The 16757-nt window shown below is 66.8% G+C and carries 16 protein-coding genes; 6 read left to right on the top strand and 10 right to left on the bottom strand.

Going from position 1 to position 16757, the window contains the following annotated elements; genetic code table 11:
• Positions 1-3: 3 nt before the first annotated feature.
• The 8 genes from ACZYY4_RS11905 to eccB form a co-directional block, all read right to left on the bottom strand.
• Positions 4-1020 carry a MinD/ParA family ATP-binding protein gene (locus ACZYY4_RS11905; RefSeq protein ID WP_463810176.1) on the bottom strand — a complete coding sequence of 339 codons (1017 nt, stop codon included), beginning with the start codon at positions 1018-1020 and terminating at the stop codon, positions 4-6.
• 94 nt (positions 1021-1114) lie between these two features.
• Entirely contained in the window at positions 1115-1963 is an 849-nt protein-coding gene (locus tag ACZYY4_RS11900; protein ID WP_463810175.1) for an ESX secretion-associated protein EspG, read from the bottom strand.
• Between the two features lie 90 nt (positions 1964-2053).
• Positions 2054-2341 carry a WXG100 family type VII secretion target gene (locus tag ACZYY4_RS11895; protein WP_463810174.1) on the bottom strand — a complete coding sequence of 96 codons (288 nt, stop codon included), beginning with the start codon at positions 2339-2341 and terminating at the stop codon, positions 2054-2056.
• Positions 2342-2374: 33 nt separating this feature from the next.
• Positions 2375-2692 carry a WXG100 family type VII secretion target gene (locus ACZYY4_RS11890; RefSeq protein WP_463810173.1) on the bottom strand — a complete coding sequence of 106 codons (318 nt, stop codon included), beginning with the start codon at positions 2690-2692 and terminating at the stop codon, positions 2375-2377.
• Between the two features lie 114 nt (positions 2693-2806).
• Complete coding sequence (locus ACZYY4_RS11885; RefSeq protein WP_463810172.1) at positions 2807-3991, bottom strand: PPE domain-containing protein; 1185 nt, start codon at positions 3989-3991, stop codon at positions 2807-2809.
• Positions 3992-3994: 3 nt separating this feature from the next.
• Positions 3995-4297, bottom strand: coding sequence for a PE domain-containing protein (locus tag ACZYY4_RS11880; RefSeq protein WP_463810171.1), 303 nt, complete (start codon positions 4295-4297; stop codon positions 3995-3997).
• A gap of 107 nt (positions 4298-4404) precedes the next feature.
• Positions 4405-8607, bottom strand: a complete 4203-nt coding sequence (eccCa, locus tag ACZYY4_RS11875; protein WP_463810170.1) for a type VII secretion protein EccCa — start codon at positions 8605-8607, stop codon at positions 4405-4407.
• Positions 8608-8610: 3 nt separating this feature from the next.
• Complete coding sequence (gene eccB / locus ACZYY4_RS11870; protein WP_463810169.1) at positions 8611-10110, bottom strand: type VII secretion protein EccB; 1500 nt, start codon at positions 10108-10110, stop codon at positions 8611-8613.
• 216 nt (positions 10111-10326) lie between these two features.
• Here eccB and ACZYY4_RS11865 point away from each other — a divergent pair, with 216 nt between their 5' ends.
• The 6 genes from ACZYY4_RS11865 to ACZYY4_RS11840 all read left to right on the top strand — a co-directional run bounded on the left by ACZYY4_RS11865 (position 10327) and on the right by ACZYY4_RS11840 (position 14063).
• On the top strand, positions 10327-10881 hold the full coding sequence (locus tag ACZYY4_RS11865; protein ID WP_463810168.1) for a hypothetical protein: 555 nt from the start codon (positions 10327-10329) through the stop codon (positions 10879-10881).
• A 99-nt stretch (positions 10882-10980) separates the two neighbouring features.
• Positions 10981-11223: a type II toxin-antitoxin system Phd/YefM family antitoxin gene (locus tag ACZYY4_RS11860; protein ID WP_463810167.1), complete on the top strand. Its 243-nt coding sequence runs from the start codon at positions 10981-10983 to the stop codon at positions 11221-11223.
• 3 nt (positions 11224-11226) lie between these two features.
• Positions 11227-11646: a PIN domain-containing protein gene (locus ACZYY4_RS11855; RefSeq protein WP_463810166.1), complete on the top strand. Its 420-nt coding sequence runs from the start codon at positions 11227-11229 to the stop codon at positions 11644-11646.
• Positions 11647-11770: 124 nt separating this feature from the next.
• Positions 11771-12982, top strand: a complete 1212-nt coding sequence (locus ACZYY4_RS11850) for a DUF4226 domain-containing protein (protein ID WP_463810165.1) — start codon at positions 11771-11773, stop codon at positions 12980-12982.
• Positions 12979-13524 (top strand): hypothetical protein, encoded by a 546-nt coding sequence (locus ACZYY4_RS11845; protein WP_463810164.1) that lies wholly within the window; start codon positions 12979-12981, stop codon positions 13522-13524. Before ACZYY4_RS11850 ends, ACZYY4_RS11845 begins: the two co-directional genes overlap by 4 nt.
• The gene (locus tag ACZYY4_RS11840) at positions 13521-14063 is read left to right on the top strand and encodes a hypothetical protein (protein WP_463810163.1); all 543 of its coding nucleotides are present in this window, start codon (positions 13521-13523) and stop codon (positions 14061-14063) included. Before ACZYY4_RS11845 ends, ACZYY4_RS11840 begins: the two co-directional genes overlap by 4 nt.
• A 35-nt stretch (positions 14064-14098) precedes the next feature.
• Here ACZYY4_RS11840 and ACZYY4_RS11835 read toward each other — a convergent pair whose 3' ends face one another.
• Positions 14099-15052, bottom strand: a complete 954-nt coding sequence (locus tag ACZYY4_RS11835) for a hypothetical protein (RefSeq protein ID WP_463810162.1) — start codon at positions 15050-15052, stop codon at positions 14099-14101.
• Positions 15049-15756: a DUF5631 domain-containing protein gene (locus ACZYY4_RS11830; RefSeq protein WP_463810161.1), complete on the bottom strand. Its 708-nt coding sequence runs from the start codon at positions 15754-15756 to the stop codon at positions 15049-15051. Before ACZYY4_RS11830 ends, ACZYY4_RS11835 begins: the two co-directional genes overlap by 4 nt.
• Positions 15757-16757: the final 1001 nt, after the last annotated feature.

Below are 16757 nucleotides of genomic sequence, written 5' to 3'. Positions count from 1 at the left end.
CTACTACCTTTCGGTGTCCGGCACGAATTTATCGGCCAAACCGGCGGTAATTTCAAATAGCCGCAGCCGCGTCTTCTTCTTGACCTCATGGAGTACATCGATGATGCCGCCCTTAGCCAGGTGGGCGTCGTACGGCATGACCTCGACGGTGGCGCCGGTTTTGCTGAACCGCTCGGTCAGATAGGCCACGGCGGCGCTGTCCTCGGTGTGCGCGGAGTGGTTGAGGATCACCGTCGCCCGCGACACCAGCTCGTGGTAGCCCTGTGCGGCCAGGTAGTCCACCGCCCGCAGTACCGGCCGGGACCGGTCCGCGGTGATACCGGAGACGAACACCAGCGTGTCGGTGTTCTCCAGCACCGGCTTCATCACCGGGTGCTCCAAGTCGGCCGCGGTGTCGACGATGATCACGTTGTGGGTTCGGCGTAGCCGCGACAACACCCCGCTGAACATGGCCGGGACGAGCGGACGAAGCTGATCCGAAGTCCGGTTGCCGGCCAGAACATCCAAGCCCACGGCATTTTGCCCCAGGTGTTCGCGAATATCGGAATATCCCTGTACATCGGTGTCGCTGAGAACGGCCGAGTAGTCACCGGGCGGGTGCTCATCGATGCGGTCCGACAGTGTCCCGAAGCCCGGAACGGCATCAATCGCGATCACATTTTCAGGCCGGCATTCACGGAAGACACTGCCGATAGCGGCGGTCATGGTCGTCACGCCGTTGCCGCCTTTTCCGGACACCAGTGTGATCACGTACTGCCGACGGATGTGCCGACGAATTCTATTCCGCAGGTCGCGGTAATGGCGCTCGCGTGGCGATTCGCCCGGATTGATCACCTTTGCCGACGCTGAATACACTAGTTTGCGCCAGCCCGAACCGGGCGGAATCTTGCGCGGTGTCGCCAGGTCGGAAATGCGCATGGAGTCTGATACGGAATCCCGGTAGCGGTGGCCGGTTGCCGGATCCCGCCGCCCGGATGCGCCTTCGTCAGGCATATTGGGGCTATTCCATGGGCTTGTCACGTGCGTGATGTTAACACGGTCGCAGATACCTCGTTTACGTCGTTTCTAACGACTGGCAGTAATGCGTGATAATGGTGTTCCTGCAAATTCACTGTTACACAACCCGTCGGTGTGAATGCCAGTCGGCACCGGCCGGCAGTCGGCGGATGAGCCCCAGGATCGCTTTTGCGACATCGGCGCGTGCCCCGGGAGAGATGATCTGGTAGCGCCGCCCCCCGTTGTCGATGTTCTCGACGCAGACCCGGCCCGCCGGGGTGTCGGAGATCAGTACCGCGGTGTCGCCGATGGCCATTCGGGCCAATTCCTCGGGACCGGCACCGGGCTGGATCGCGACGATATTGGCCTGCCCGGAGACCTTCGGGTCGGCCGCCATCATCAGAGTCTGCTGCTGGTCGATATCGAGTCGCTGATCCGTCAGATACCTGCGGAGGCTTTCCTGGTCACGCACGCGCTCGAGCAGCTCTTTGGTTTCCAGGGTGACCGGACGCAGAGTTGCGGCTTCGGTGACCCCGCACAACCGCTCGATCTGGCCGACAAGCAGATCACCTGCCGCCGCCTCGTCGGTGGCGCTGCCGGCCGGGTACAGCCGCACCTCCTGGTCATGTCGCTCCAGGACCACCCACCAGGAGGCGAACCGGCTGATCGAGACCCGCGTCATGTACTGGGGATCGCCGTACGGTCGCCCGGGGAAGTTCAGGTGCAGCATCAGCGCGATGTCACGGCGCATAATCACCGTCAGCCACTCGCGGATCATCGGGTCTACTTCGCCCTGACCGTCGAGTGCGCCGATCTCGGTCAGTTCTTCGGCGATCGGATGCCGCAGGGCCCGTTCGGCGGTGTCGAGCCGGGGCAGCAGCGGCCGCAAGCCGAGTTCCGGGCAGAGCGTTTCGATCCCGGACACGGCCTGCAGCACCCACAGCCCGTCAAGCGTCGTCGTCAACACGTCACTGCCGCCTCATGAATCCGGTATCCGGTCCGAAACACGAAATGGGGCACCTGCGCGTGTCGCGCAGACACCCCACCTCGACGACGATCAGAAAAGACTGTTGATCGTCTGGTCGGTCTGCATGGCCCCTTCCAGTACGGAGCCGATGGTGGACCCGTGCTGTCCGATGGTTTCGATCAGGCCCTGCAGGCCGGAGAGCATCTGGGCCTGTGCCTCGAAGAACCCGGTGGCGCCGTGGCCGCCGAAGTACTCGGTCAGCATCTGGGTGAGCTGATGAGAGTCTGCGTGAATCTGGTCCAGAGTGCCGGCGCTGCTGACCACGCTGTGGGCGTGGTCGGAGACGGGGCCGGGGTTATAAGTGATGCCGTCAGCCATGGGGATCAGTGTCCTTTCAAGTACGGGGAGGGGCTAGGCGGACTGTCCGCCGAAGAGCGAGTGGAAGGCGTGCTCGGAGTGGGACTCGTGCGATTCCATCAGGGCAGCGGCCTGGTTGAGGCCCTCGGTCAGGCGGGTGCCGCCGATGAGGACTTTCTGCATGTCTTCGTGGATCTGGGCGGCGGTGGCATACGAGGCCTTGGAGCCGCCGCCGTCCCACGTCCCGGCGCCCAGGATGTTCTCGTGGTCGGCCAGGTACTGGTTGGCGATCGCCTGGGCGTGTTCGATGTGCTGCGACAACTTCGACGCGGTGTTCCGCATCAGTTCGGGCGTGACGACAATGGCTGCCATCGATTCCTCCTCGGTTGTAGAGCAACCCCCCGGGTTCGGCGGGATGTGCCTGGCGGTAGTGTATGAGCTTCTCTGGAATGTGTCGATTCACCCTGTGGGTGACGAACACCCAGTTCACACGCGGTCATCGACAACCTGCACCGTATTGGTCCGGTCGGAGGAACGACCGCCCTGACCCTTTCCACCGGCCCCTGCCGCGTGCCCCATGGGCATACCGCCCATGCCGCCTCCGGCGCTGGTGGTGGTCACTCGCTGCGATTCGACGGAGCCCAGCGCGCCACTGGCCCGCATTCCAACCGGACGGCCGCCACCGGACTCGAAGGCGCTCACGGGCCGGGTGAACGCCGACATTGGCGCGCCCGCTCCGCCGCCCCCGAAACCTGCCCCGGGCGTGGAGGTCGCATTGGCCAGCATCGCCGATGCCGGCATTCCGCCAGCCCCGGCCGGGTTGAGAGCGCCGCCCAGCATGCTCGGGTTCATGAACATGCCCATCATCGACTGCATCGGGCTCATCATCGACTGCGGCATCTGCATCAGTGACTGTGGCGCCTGCATGAGCGTCGAGCCGATCTGTTGGACCGGGCCCAGCATCGAACTCATCTGGCCCCCCATGCCCTGGGCGGTGGAGGCGCCCTGCCCGGCGGCGTTGCTTGCTGCCGAAGTACCCGTGTGGGCGGCGCGCATGGCGCCGCCGGCCGCAACTTGGGATGTCGCTTCGCCGACGGCACTGGCCGCGGCCGCCGGTGCCGCAGGTGACGCGCCCATCCCGGCCACCGGGGCGGGGACCGTCAGGCTGGAGGTGAGCGCCGTCAGCGTCGCTCCGTAAGAGGCGCCCACCGCAGCGTTGTTGGGCCAGAACATGCCGAAGTACTCGAACTCGAGCGAAGCGATCCGCGGCGTCAATGTTCCGAACACCGCTGGGTTGATGTCGTAGTCGACCGCGGTCTCGATCCGGTTCTCTTCGCACTCCTGAGTGGTGCGCATGCTTCCGTAGGCCAGCTGATATGCCTCGACGGCCGCGGCAACTATGGGGGCCTTGACGTCGACCCAACCCGCCAGCCCGTGCAGAGCGATGTTCAGCAGGGTTGCGTTGAGAACCGACCCCTCCGATCCGGCGCCGACCCATCCGATCGAGGTCAACGCGGTGTTGACGGCTGAGGCGATTCCCGACGCGTGGTGGGCCACACCTAGTGCCGTCCATGCCGCCGCGTTGGTCAGCATGGTCGGAAGACCCGCGCCGGACTTGATCAACATGTCGTTGGTCTCCGGCGTGCGGGCGGCCCACCCCGGGTCGGCCACGGACTAGCCGCCGAGTGCGACGGCGGCGGCTCGCAGCGCTTCGGTAGCGCCGTAGACACCCGCCGCGCTGGCCTGCGTGCCGGAGAACAGCCCGCGCTGCGCTGAATGTTCGGCGACGATGCCCAGGTATTCGCTGCCGGAAGCCAGCAGGGCCGCGTGGAAGGCGATGGAATCGGGGTCGTTACCCATCGGCAGCACGCCGAGCAGTCCCGGACTGGCCGAGGCGGCGGCCGCCTGCGTTTCGGCGGAGATCCCCGCTTCGACGCCCGATGACGCCAGGACCGCTTCCGGTTCTACAGAGAACATGTCGTTTCCTCCCGATGCCTCATCGCTGATATGCCGACGTTGGCAAGTCCGGAAAAGATCCTAAACCGAAGGGGAGGCCTGCGTCACTTCACCGACTTAAAAAACGGCTATTGCTGCTCGAAATTGTGGATCATCGATGACGGCACGCCCACCAGCACGCCCTCTACCTCGGAGTCGTTGACCAGCAGGCCGCGGCCGGCAGGCAGCGCCTGAGCCCGCACCATCCGGTTGACCTTGTTCTGCGGGTCGTTGTCCATGAACAGAGTCGGCACCTTAGCGCTGCGCTGCGTCTTCACCCAGGGGTCCATCTCCAACTGGCCGAAGTTCGACGAGTTCCTGGTGGCGAACACGTGCAGCCCGATCTGGCGGCCACGTTCCATCAACTTCCACAGTGCCGCACCCACCGGTGGCTTGGCCGGATGGATCTGCGCCGGCCGCAGGTCTTGAACGTCGTCGACCAGCACGAAATGGCGCGGTCCCTCCCAGGGTTTGAGCGCCCGCAGTTCCTCCTGGCTCAGGCCCTTGGCGGGCAACCGGGGGAGCAGCACCTGCTGCGCCAGCATGGTGAGCGCTTCGTCGATCTCGTCCTGGTCGTAGGCGTAGGTGTTGACGTAGTCCGGGCCCTGCAGGTCTCGCAGCGGCCCGGTCTTCGGGTCGATGATCGTGATCTGTGCCTGCTGCGGGCTGAAGCGCGCCATCACAGCTTCGCCGATCGCGGCCAGGGTGGCGCTCTTGCCGCACAGTGCACGGCCCAGGATCATCATCCCGGGGTGTTCGGTCAGGTCGAGGGGTACCGGCAGCAGATCGTGCTGTTCACCGATCATGAACGCGATCGACGGAGCGGAAGTTGCCGGCGGCCGCTGCGTAACGTCGTAGGCCAGCACCTCCGACAGCGCCACCGCCGGCGGAAGCCGCTTGAGGGTGGCGTGCTTCGTCACGCCCGCGACCTCGGCGACCCGGGCACCCAGGTCGCGGGTGCCGATCCGGGTACCGTCGGCGGCCACCAGTTCCGGCACTCCGATGAGTATTTCGTGTAGGGACTCGCTGAGCCCGAAACCGGGCCGGTTCACGGTGCGTTTGGCGGCATCGCGCGCGTCCAGCGAGGCGGTGCCCATCTCGTTCTCGCCCGGGTTCTGCAGCCGCAGCTGGATCCGTACGTCGGAGTTCTGCAGCAAGGTCTGGCGCTGGCCGTGAATCCAGCCCGAGGCGCTGGTCATCAAGTGCACGCCGTATTCCGGGCCGACACCGCTGAGTGCGATGATTCGGTCACCGAGGACGGTGTCGGTGGCGTAGAGGTCGGAGAAGTCGTCGATGACCAGGAACACGTCGCCGTACGGGTCGCCGGCGTCGGTGCCGCCGAGGCCGGCGCCGCCGGATCCGAAGCGACGCTCCCGGAACTCGTTGATGTCGATCTTGTCCCGACGGAACGTGTCTTGGCGTGCGCTGATCAACGACGCCATGGTCGCCACGGTGCGCTCCACGCCTTCGCGATCGGCCGGTGAGACGATGTCGGCCACATGCGGCAGGGTCTCGGCGTAGCCCAGCGTGGCACCGCCGACGCAGAAGAACGTGAGCCGCGCAGGGGAGTACATCAGCGCCGCCGAGCACATCAGCGTCATCAGCGTCGTCGTCTTGCCGCGGCTTTTGGCCCCGACCACCATGATGTTGCTTCGCAGCACGTCCACGCAGTGCACAAGCTGCTGGGCGTCCTCAGGGATGTCCTTGACGGCCAGCGGCCACACCAGCCCGGTGTTGCGGCCGTAGTCGACGTCCCAGGGCTTGCCCCGATAAAGCTCCACCAGGGTGTCGGCCGCTTCGGAGACCTCCAACGGGGCCAGCCACGGCAGGTGGGGCGCCTTGCGGTCGGCAGCGACCAGGGACTCGCGCAGCACGTCGACGATCTTCTTCTTCTTGAAACCGTCGGGGTGCAACAGGAACTCGTCGGGTTCGGCGTCGGTGGCCGACATGTCCTGCAGCGCTTGGGCGTCCGCCTCCTCCAGTGGCTGGTACTGCCACGTGAACATGCGGGGTTTGGTCAGCGTCATGTCGAGCGTCTTGCCGGTCGAGGCCTTGCGTTTGGGCACGATGAACGGCGCCGACAGGTAGAAGCAGCGGAACGGGTCCAGATCCCGCGGACCGACCTTCAGCAGGCCGAAGCCGTTCTCCTTCGACGGCAGGTGATAGGCGGCATCCGAGCCGATCACCTCGCGGCTGTCGTCGCCGGACTCGGCACGCAACGCGACCCGGAAGGCGATGTTGGACTTGACCTTCTGCAATGACGAGAGATCCAGGCGTTGCCCGCCGAGCATGAAGAAGACGTTGGCGCCGCGGCCCTCCTGGCCGATGTGGATGATCAGGTCGATCCACTTGCCGTGGTTCTGGAACAACTCCAGGTACTCGTCGATCACCACCAGCAGGATCGGCACCGGTTCCAGGTCGCGGCCGGCCAATCGGATCTCTTCGTAGTCGTTGGCGTCGCGCGCGCCGACCGAGTTGAACAGCCGATAGCGCCGAGCGATCTCGCCGTCGATCGCCCGACGCATCCGCTCGGCGAGGTGGCGTTCGTCCTTGCCGAGGTTGGACAGCGCCGCCGACACGTGGGGGATTCCGAGGATGTCCTGGGCTGCGGACTCGAACTTCATGTCGACGAAGATCACGTTGAAGGTCTCCGGCGAGTGGGTCAGCGCGATGCCGTAGACCAGTGAGAGGAAGAACTCCGACTTGCCCGAACCACTGGTGCCGACCACCACCGAGTGGAAGCCGAAGCCGCCGAAGTCCTTTGCGCGGAGCACCACATTCTGCAACTCGCCATTGGGTTTGGCCCCCACCGGGATCTCGGCCCACCGCTCGTCACCGCGGCTGCGCCGCTCGGCCCACAGCCGGTCCACGTTCAGCTCGCGGGCGTCGTCGATTCCCAGTGCGCGCAGCAGTTCGAGGGCGCCGCTGCCTGAGTCGGTGACGTCCACGCTGGCCGTCGGCGACCAACGCGCCATCGCGCGGGCGTAGCGGTAGGCGCGCGGTACCGACAATTGGTCGGCGTGGGCAAAGAACTTGCCGCCGGCGCGCAGCATCGGCGGCTGTGTCGGCTCGGTGCCCCGGCCGTTCCTGCGGTGGGTGGGCTCCTCGGCGTGGCTGTGCCGGACCGGATGGTCGGCGACCTCGAAGATCTCGTCGCGGGCGAAGCCGACACCGGTGCCGAGCCGGGAGGCCACCCGCAGCACGGTGATGCCCTCCTTGCCGACCCGTCCGATCACGCTCTCCCACGCCTCGGGACTGCCGGTGTTGTCGTCGACGATCACCCAGTGCGGCCCCAGATCGTGCCCGTCACCACCGGTCTCCAGCGCCGACCCCATGGTCGTCGGACTCGGGGTCGACTGCGGCCGCCACGCGCCGCGCTTGCCCTTCATGTGCAGGTCGGCGCCGAGCGTCGACTCCAGCTCGGTGGGGGTGGTGAACACCAGGCGGCGCCATCCACATGCGTCGAACAGCTCGTCGTGCTGGTTGTGCGGCAACCACACCATCCAGGACCACAGCTCGGGATGCCGGGTCACCACCATCACCTTGACGTCGAGCGGATTGTGGAACACCGCCAGTGCGCTGAGCACCGACCGCAGCAGGGAACGGACCCGGTCGAGGTCCTCGCCGACGAAGCTGAAACCCGGGCGTGAGCGCAGATTGACCACTTTGGCGATGTCACGGATCTTGCGTTGTTCGAGGATGAAGTCGCGCAGCGCCTGGCCGGTGACCGGCTCCAGTTCTTCGTCGACCGGGATCTCCGGCCACTGCACCGACAGCACCGAGTCCGGAGCGTGCTGCACACCGACGCCCACCCGCACGTCGAGGAAATCCGGGTCGGAGCGGCGGCGCTCCCACATCTGCGGTCCGCCGATGACCGCACCCAGCCCCTGCGGGCTGGCGTGCACCAGCTCCTGTGCATTGCGCTGGGCGCAGACCGCCTTCTGGATCTCGTCGCGTTCGCCGTCGAGGGAACGCAGATAGCTGCGTCGGTTCTTCTCCTGCTCGCCCCAGCTGATCTTGCGTGCCCGGCCGAACCGCCCGGAGAACATCAGCATGCCCAGGCCTGCCATTCCGACCATCGGGAACATGCCCGAGCCCAAGCTGCGCACACCGGAGACGTAGAGCATCACGATGGTGCCGATCAGCGCGACCACCAGGGCGGGAAGGCCGATCATCACCCACAGGTTGCGCGGCTCGCGTTCGGGCAGGGCGTCGGGTGCTCGCGGGGCGACCCGCACCGGCTTGGGCTCGGGAACATTGAGGCGGACCGGAACGAATGCTCGTTTGGACATCGGTCAGTGTCCTCCGGGAATGGTCTGCTGGTTATTGGGTGCCACCGGCGTCACCGCGCCGGTGGACGCCAGGGTGTCGCGGGCCAGCAGTGCGGCATGGCGGGACAGTTCCGGGCCGGACGCGAAGGTGCGCAGCAGCGGCCACGGTGCCTGCTGCGCCGACGCCGGGTCCAGTCCGAGGCCGCGCAGTGTTTCGTCCTCTCCCGCAATGCCGAACCGAACCCCGTTGGGGGACACCCAGAACAGCGTCTCGCGGGAATCGGACTCGAGCAGTTCGCTGGTCGAGGTCACGAAGTTGGTTGCGCCCGGCAGCACCAGTACCTGGTTGGCCACCACGGATCCGGGCGTGCGGTCATCGCGCACCAGCCGCACGATCCGGTTGTCCATGCCCGGCGACACCGGCAGCCCGCGCCCGTTGAACAGGGTGATTCGGGCCTGGCGGTCGCCGGAAGCCTTCTCCCAGCCGACGCACGTCGTCGGGTCGGCGGCCGTGTCGACGAACTTGAGCCGGCTGTTCGGGTAGTACTCGACCGGCAGGGTGCCCACTTCGGGGATATTGACCAGCTTGTCCGGACTGAGCACCAGCGGCGCCACTGATCCGAACGAGTTCGCGCTACGAATCAGGTCGGCCACGAAGCTGGTGATCTTCTGCACCCCATCCGGCAGCAGCACATAGAACTGCGAGCCACCGCCAGACGTCCGGGTCTCCAGCACCGCCCCCACCTGCGACCCGGGCACCCACTGCGACGGGGTGCCCGCCAGCGGGATCAGCGGAACCCGCAGGGGTTCGGTGCTGGGCAGCGCGTCGAAGAGCGCCCGCGACATCTCCACCGGGACCGTCGTTCCCGGGTCGATACCCAGGCTCAGCGTGATCGCCCGATCCGCGGGATCCACCTGGGAACGCTTGCCGCCCCAGATGACATAGGTGGCGCCCTGGAACCGGGTCAGCACCGCGGCGTCAGAGGCCAGCGGTGCTGCGCGGCCGGAGTGGGTCAGCGATCCCGCGATCGCGGTCACCACTGGCGGCTCGGCCCGGCGCGGGGAACCTGCGGTGTCGCAGACCGCCCAGGCCGACGGAGCGCCCGTATTGGCGATCAGGGCCGACGGCGCTCCGGGTATGCCGATCATCGGGCCGGTCGGGTACTTGCCGATCTCCGCGGGCTTGACCCAGGTGGGCAGCTCGGCGTTGCCGACGGCGAGCCGTGCGGAAGTCATGTTCAGCGCCGGATACAGCCGGCCGTTGATGCGGGCGTAGATCGCGCCCGAGTCGCGGTCGCCGACGATCGCCGACGTCCGCACGATTCCGGCCGGACGCAGCACATTCAGCAGCATCATCCAGCCCATACCGATGAAGATCAACACGATGGAGAGCACGATCGCGGCGGTCTGCTTGCGGTCGTCGTGCTTCATGCGCACCGAGAACTTGGTGGTGGCCGCTCGCAGCCGACGGTTGTAGAAGAGGTGCCCGGAGTTCTGGTCCCGGCTCGACAGACTCAGCGGCATGCCCTGCCACCCCTTCGGCTCCTTCGACGCGATGACCGCACCGCGACGACAATACTGGCCTCAGCCTGCGGGAACCAGTCACCGCCGGTGACGCGATGACGCCGATGCGCGTAGTTTCTGCGCTATGCCGCAGGAGTTGGGTGCTTTCGCCGATGCCGGCCGGGCGCGCACCAATTGGTTCGAAAAAGATGCCGGCCCGCACGACGGCGGCTACGAGTGATCCGCCACGTCGGGGCGTTGCTCGGGTTTGTCGTGGTGTTGCTGGCGGGCTGTCGTACCGACCAGGGTTGGCATCCCAGCGCGCCGTTCGCGCCGTCTTTGCGGCCGGCGTTCGGTGCCCGGGTCAGCGACGGACAACTTCGAGTCTGGACCGGATCACCCTGCGTGGGGATCCGTTTCGCTTTCACGTTTGAGCCGAGCGACGCCGAACTGCTGCTGACTTCTTCTGCCGACAAGGGGGCGGAGGTCGAATATCTGACACTGGGCGGGCCTTACCCGCCCGGCTTGATGCTCGCCGGGTCGCTGCCGGAGGGTTTCGACTGGCGGAGCGAGGCGTCGATGCGCATCTCGATCTACGGCGGTCGCTACAGTTTCGGCGGCTGGGGGTCGCACACCAATCTCGCGACGGTCATCGGCGAATCCGGGCAGCATCCCGAGGACACCTACTGGTTCCAGGACGTCGGCTGGCTGAATCCCGCGCAGGTGGCTGCCCAAGACGGCAAGACGTTCCTGGCTACCTGCACTGCTGATCCGGCTAAAACGGATCACTGAACATCGACCGCACGTCCGTCGTCGGCGACGCCCGAATGCGACTGGAATCGGCAGTATTCACGGAACGCATCACGGTAGCAGTTCTGCTACCGTGATGGCATGGCAGTCATTCCCCAGAAGGAACTTCGCAACAACGTGGCAGGGGTGCTGCGCCGCGCGGAGTCGGGGGAACAGATCGTGGTCACCGTCGCAGGCCGGCCGGTCGCCCAACTCGGCCCTACCGCTAGCCGCCAGTGGGTCTCCGGTGCGGAGTTGCGGCAGGTTTGGGCCACCGCCGCCCCGCGGACCCTGGCGGCCGACCTCGACGACTTTGCCAGCGACTTCACCGACCCGTTCGCCTAGTCGATGCGCGTACTGCTCGACACCTCAGTGCTGATCGCCGCCGACCCACCGCCCGAAGTGGAGGCGGCGATCAGTGTGGCATCGATCGCGGAGTTGCACTTCGGTGTTCTGGTCGCCAGCGATGACGAGGAACGTGCCCGACGAGTCGCACGACTGGGCACGATCGAAGCCACCTTCGATCCCCTGCCAATGAGCGTCCAGATCGCACGGGAGTGGGGCCGACTGTCCGCCGCAGTGCGCCAGCGCGGTGGACAGCCGCGTCGTCGGGCGGTGGACCTGGCCATCGCCGCCACCGCCAACGTGACGGGCGTGCCCCTGCTCACCCACAACACCGCTGATTTCCGCATCATCGACGACTTGGTTGATGTGCGGCGACCCGTTGACCTGAACGGGCCAGACGCCGCCGATTCAGACGAGGGCTGATCCGTTGGCAGGGGTCGGTGTGCCGGCAATTCCGCAACCTGAGTCCCCAACCACGTTGTCGATGACCGCATTAGCTACGCGTCGATGAATTGTCCACGAGTTGGTCGAGGGCTAGATTTCTGGCATGCCCAACGAGCTCGGCGCGTTCGCCGATGCCGCCCGGGCACAGGAAGAGCAGTTGGTGCGGCGGTTGGCGACGGCGGTGGAGCTCGACCGGTCCTTTGAGGGGATCTTGCGCGGCGCCCACCAGAACAAGCTCTTGTCGCGGGGGCGACTGGACGCGCTTGAAGCCGAGATTCGCCAAGCCGCCGCCACCTGGCGAGGCCTGGATACCCCGACCGGCGCGCGGCAGTTTCAGGCCTACCTGACCGGCAAAACCCGGGAGATCCACAAGGTCGTCGCCGACGCCGCCGCGGATAGCCAGCAGCGCGCGGCGCGGGTGCAGGCGTTGACAGGGCGTTATCCGCTGGGCGGTGTAAAGCTGGGCGGCGGACCTGGCGAGCCGCTACCGGGTGCCCAGGACCCGGTGAACAAGTACGAGCAAGCGCTGCGTGACGCCGGCCTGCTCGATGGCCCCAGCCCTGGCGGCTATTACAAGCGGTGGCTCGAAAACGCTGAGCGCCGGGGTGTTTCGCCGGAGGACATCGTCGATATCGCGCGACAACAGCACATCACGCCGGACAGTTTCAAAGTCCTCGACGGCATGGAGGAGATCAAGGATCCGGACGGCAAGTCGTTTTTCCTCTTCCCCAAGGGCGCCAGCCCGAGAACGATGCGTGAAGCGACGTTGATGACCTACATCCTCAACGCAGGCACGGACTATGGGGCCGCGCCCGGGACGAAGGACTTCAAGGAGACGCCGTATTCCGCCGCCGAAGTGAAACGAATCGCCGACCGTCAAAATGCAAATGACGGCAGCTATGTCAACGCATGGGCGATGAACCATGCAGGGGGGCGATTTGTCGCTACGCCGAACGGCATGCTCATGGGCCTGGGCGGCAGCTGGGTCGCGGACCAATTCAGTCAACAAGGCGGCACCACCTACGGGGACATCTTCATGGTCAATATCGATCACTCTGCTGATCCGGCCCAGCAGCTTCGCCAAATCGTGGGGTCCGGACATTCCTGGTACGACGTCGGCGGCCAACCGGCCGAAATCGGCTTGGACTTGGACCGAGTACTGCATCACGAGGAGCGGCACTCCCAACAGTGGGCCAGATTGGGCACAGAACGCATGACCGTCGCATACCTGGCGGAGGCCGCACGAGTGAAGGTGTTCGGCGGGACCAATTGGTTCGAAAAGGATGCCGGCCTCCACGATGGCGGCTACGAATGATCCGCCCTGGCCGTGCACTCGTCGCGTTGGCTGTCGTGTTGCTGGGTATCTGCGGTTGTGATCCCTGGAACAGCGCTTCGTTCGGGCCACCGCATCCGGTGGCGTTCGGAGCTCGCGTCACGGACGGGCATCTGAGGATCTGGACCGGATCGCCTTGCCTTCGTGCCACCCGGATCATGCTGAGCTTTGAACCAAGCCGGGCGGAGTTGGTCCTGACCGCGTCCTCCGCCGAGGGTGTCACATTTGAGCGCGTTACCGTCGGCGGACCGTATCCATCGGGCCTGGATGTTTCCGGGCCACTTCCCGATGGTTTCGACTGGCGCAGCCAGCAGTCGATGCGCATCTCGGTTGCCAGTGACTCTGACGGCTGGGGTACGAGTACCGATCTGGCCCTGGTGATCCGCGAATCCGGCCAGCACCCGGCCGACACCTACTGGTTCCAAGACATCGGGTGGCTCGATCCCTCCGAGGTCGCCGCGCAGGACGGCAAGACGTTCCTGGCCACCTGCACCGATCCCCGAGTGAATACAGGTTCACAGTGACCCGCCGCGTCGGGTCGTTGCTCGCGTTGCTCGCGGTGTTGGCGGCCGGCTGTCGTACCGAGCAGGGTTGGCATCCCAGCGCACCGTTCGCGCCGTCATTGCGGCCGGCGTTCGGTGCCCGGGTCAGCGACGGACAGCTTCGAGTCTGGACCGGATCACCGTGCGTCGGAACCCGTTTCACGTTCGCCTTTGAGCCGGGCAGAGCCGAACTGGTGCTTACCGCGGGCGTCGAGAAGGAGGCGAAGGTCGAATATCTGACTCTGGGCGGGCCTTACCCGCCCGGGTTGGTGGTCTCCAGGTCGCTGCCGGTGGCCTTCGACTGGCGCAGCCAGGCGTCGATGCGAATCTCTATCTACGGCGGCCTTACATTCTGGGGTTCGACGACGGATCTTGGCGAGGTGATCCGGGGATCGGATCAGCACCCGGCGGACACCTATTGGTTCCAGAATGTCGGCTGGCTCAATCCTGCCGAGGTCGCTGCGCAGGACGGCAAAATTTTCCTGGCCACCTGCACCGCCGATCCCGCCAAAAAGGGCTGACGACAATCTGGCCGATCAGCGGTACTGCCGACGCGTCACTTCGACGAGTCGTTTTTGTCCACAATGCGTTTCAGCGGCGTTATACCGGGTTGGCCGGCGTCCTTGGCGACGGATTTGGTCACCGGTACGTTCGGCGGGGCCGTGGTGCGGCCCTTGACGGGTTGGCCGTTGGGAATCCCGGGGGCGGCGATGCGCTTCTCGCCGGCCTTGTCGTCTTTGCCGCCCTTGCCGCCGGCGCCCGCCCCGCCCGGCATCATCGGCATCATCCCGCCACCACCCGCGCCGCCGGCGGCAGGACTGCCGCCAGCGGGGCCGGCTGAGCCGGTATTCGCCATCGAGCTGGTAGGAGTCGTCGGCGTCGAGGTCCCCGGAACCGGGGGCGGGCCGAGGTTGCTGGCCGGAGTGGTGCCCATGCCCAGTCCGCCGCCTCCGCCGCCCGAGCCGAAGTCACCGCCACCCAAACCGCCGGGGTCGGGGCTGATGTCTGAGGCCAGTGACGCGCCGCCGAGTCCGGCTTTGCCCAGGGACTGCGCGGCACTCATCAGTGGCGACAGCGCACCCTGGCCGGCCTGCATTAGCCCCTGCGGCAGCTTGCTCACCGAACCGAGCGCGCCGCTGAGTGCGCTGGTGATGCCCTGCATCGCGCCATTCATGCCCTGCATCGCCCCGCTCATGGGGTCCTGCTGTGCCATTGCGGCGTCGCCCTGGCCGGCGACGTCCTGGAACTTCGATACCGCGTCACCCTCGTTGGTGGCGAATTTTTGCATGGCGTCGCCGGCGCCCGCTTTGCGTTCGGCGGTGTCAGTGGCGACTTGGGTGTTGGTCTCGGGTAGGTCCGTGTTGGTCGTGAAACCGAACGCGGCGGCGGTCAAGTCGGTTGGACTTTGCCCACCCAAGTGCGCCGGACCTGTTGGGATCGGTTCAGGGGGTAGGCCGCGCAGAATGTCCCAATAGTCCATGGGGTTGACTTCGATTTTGTCGCCCGTCATCGCAGTACACCTCCATGCCGCTCCGCCACCGTTTCGTGCCAGGCTAGGTGGTAGCGGGCCAGCTCTTCGCTTCCGTCAATGAGGGCGTCGATTGCCGCCAACAGCATCCAGTCCGCGACGTCCTTAAGGGTGTGCTCGGGATAGGCCGACAGTACTCGCGTTGCGGCGTTGCTGACCACCTGCCGGAACAGTTCGATCTCGTTATCGGCGACGCCGGATCTGCGGGCCATCGCTTGTGCGACGGTCTGCACGATCCGCGGCAACCGCGTGTTGGCCACGGCGGCGTCAATGAGGGTGGGGCCGAGTTCATCGACCTGTTGGCCGTAGCGGGCGCGTTCCCCAGCCCCCGGGATCGGGTCATGCGGGCCGGCCTCGGTGATATAGGTGTTCGGTTGGTGGACCGCCGCGGCGATCACCGCACCGAGCAGATCGACCGCACTGGTGTCACGGCGGCGGTGCGCTGGATCCAGCAGGGTGACCCCGGGCGGGAGCTTGACCGTAGGGGGAATCCAGCCGCCGGCGAGGTCGGTGACCAGCACGGTGGTGGTCTCGTCGTCACGCAATCCGGCCGCCCAGGCGAGGTTGGGTGCTTGGCGGGCAACGCCGTCGAGCGTGCGCTGCAAGTCCTGGTGTTCGGCCAGGCGTCTAGCCGCGGTGCCGGCCCCGGCCCCGGCGGTGCCACCAGCTCCCATGCTGCCGGCCACCGATGCGCCCGATTGCCCGGGCGCGCCGGAGCCCGGCTTGCCCGGTGCGGGACGGTCGCCCGAGGAGCCGACTGTAGTCCCACCGGAGGTTGGGGTTGTGGGGCTGCCAGCAGGTGGCGTCGGGGCCGCCGGGCCAGCGGGCGTTGCCGGTGCGGCGGGGGCCGCGGCCCCCCCCGGGCGTAGGTCGGCCCCGTACCCGGGCAGCGGACCCGACGGTGCTGCTGGACCGGCGCTGATCGGTGCTGACGGTACCGAGGCCGGCCCGGCTGTCATGGGTGGCGTCGCTGGCGTGGGCGTCACCGCCGCGCCGGTAGTTGGGGCTGTTGGGGCGACCTCCGGGCTGGAGCCGGCCAGATGGTTCAGGTTGCCGAGCAAGCCGCCGGCCATCGGCGTCGACGATGGCGACGGGGAAACCTGGGGAGCTGACGACTGCGAGAGCCCAGAGCCATCGATTCCGCCATGCGCCAACGGTGGTTGCGGGCCGCCCAGCCCGCCGGGCCCAGATGGGCCTCCGGGAATGCCGGAGCCGAGAGGTTGGCTCAGGCCGCCGCCGCTTCCCCCGCCGAGGCCGGCCATGGATGACAGTGGGGGCGACCCGGCGCCACCTCCTCCGCTCGAAGCTGGGGAGGGCATTCCAATGCCTGCGCCACTTGCGGGGGCAATCGTCGCACTGTCGAGCGGTCCGCCACCGCCGCCGTTTCCGCCGCCGCCGACTGTGGCGGCTGAGCCGCCGCTACCGCCGCCGTTTCCGCCGCCGCCGACTGTGGCGGCTGAGCCGCCGCTCCCGCCGCCGCCGACTGTGGCGGCTGAGCCGCCGCCAGCGTCGCCGCCTGGGCCACCGCCGTTCCCACCGTTCCCGCCGCTGCCGACTGTGCCGGCTGAGCTACCGCTAGCGCTGCTGCTGTTTCCGCTGCTGGCAGTGGTTGTGCTGGCGGCTGGGCTGACTCCGCCGGGTGTGTTGGTGCTGCCGGGTGTGGCGCCGGCTGGGCCGACAGTGCTAC

The sequence above is a fragment of the Mycobacterium sp. IDUB_21 genome, from assembly GCF_055419425.1.
The sequence above is the reverse complement of the archived record's forward strand: the minus strand, read 5'-3'. Positions and strand labels throughout refer to the sequence as shown.

Bases quoted from the DNA above. Each gene is read 5' to 3' on its own strand.
- ACZYY4_RS11895 (WP_463810174.1), bottom strand. From the start codon at position 2,341: ATGGCTGACGGCATCACTTATAACCCCGGCCCCGTCTCCGACCACGCC.
- ACZYY4_RS11890 (WP_463810173.1), bottom strand. From the start codon at position 2,692: ATGGCAGCCATTGTCGTCACGCCCGAACTGATGCGGAACACCGCGTCG.
- ACZYY4_RS11880 (WP_463810171.1), bottom strand. From the start codon at position 4,297: ATGTTCTCTGTAGAACCGGAAGCGGTCCTGGCGTCATCGGGCGTCGAA.
- eccCa (WP_463810170.1), bottom strand. From the start codon at position 8,607: ATGTCCAAACGAGCATTCGTTCCGGTCCGCCTCAATGTTCCCGAGCCC.
- eccB (WP_463810169.1), bottom strand. From the start codon at position 10,110: ATGCCGCTGAGTCTGTCGAGCCGGGACCAGAACTCCGGGCACCTCTTC.
- ACZYY4_RS11860 (WP_463810167.1), top strand. From the start codon at position 10,981: ATGGCAGTCATTCCCCAGAAGGAACTTCGCAACAACGTGGCAGGGGTG.
- ACZYY4_RS11855 (WP_463810166.1), top strand. From the start codon at position 11,227: ATGCGCGTACTGCTCGACACCTCAGTGCTGATCGCCGCCGACCCACCG.
- ACZYY4_RS11850 (WP_463810165.1), top strand. From the start codon at position 11,771: ATGCCCAACGAGCTCGGCGCGTTCGCCGATGCCGCCCGGGCACAGGAA.
- ACZYY4_RS11845 (WP_463810164.1), top strand. From the start codon at position 12,979: ATGATCCGCCCTGGCCGTGCACTCGTCGCGTTGGCTGTCGTGTTGCTG.
- ACZYY4_RS11835 (WP_463810162.1), bottom strand. From the start codon at position 15,052: ATGACGGGCGACAAAATCGAAGTCAACCCCATGGACTATTGGGACATT.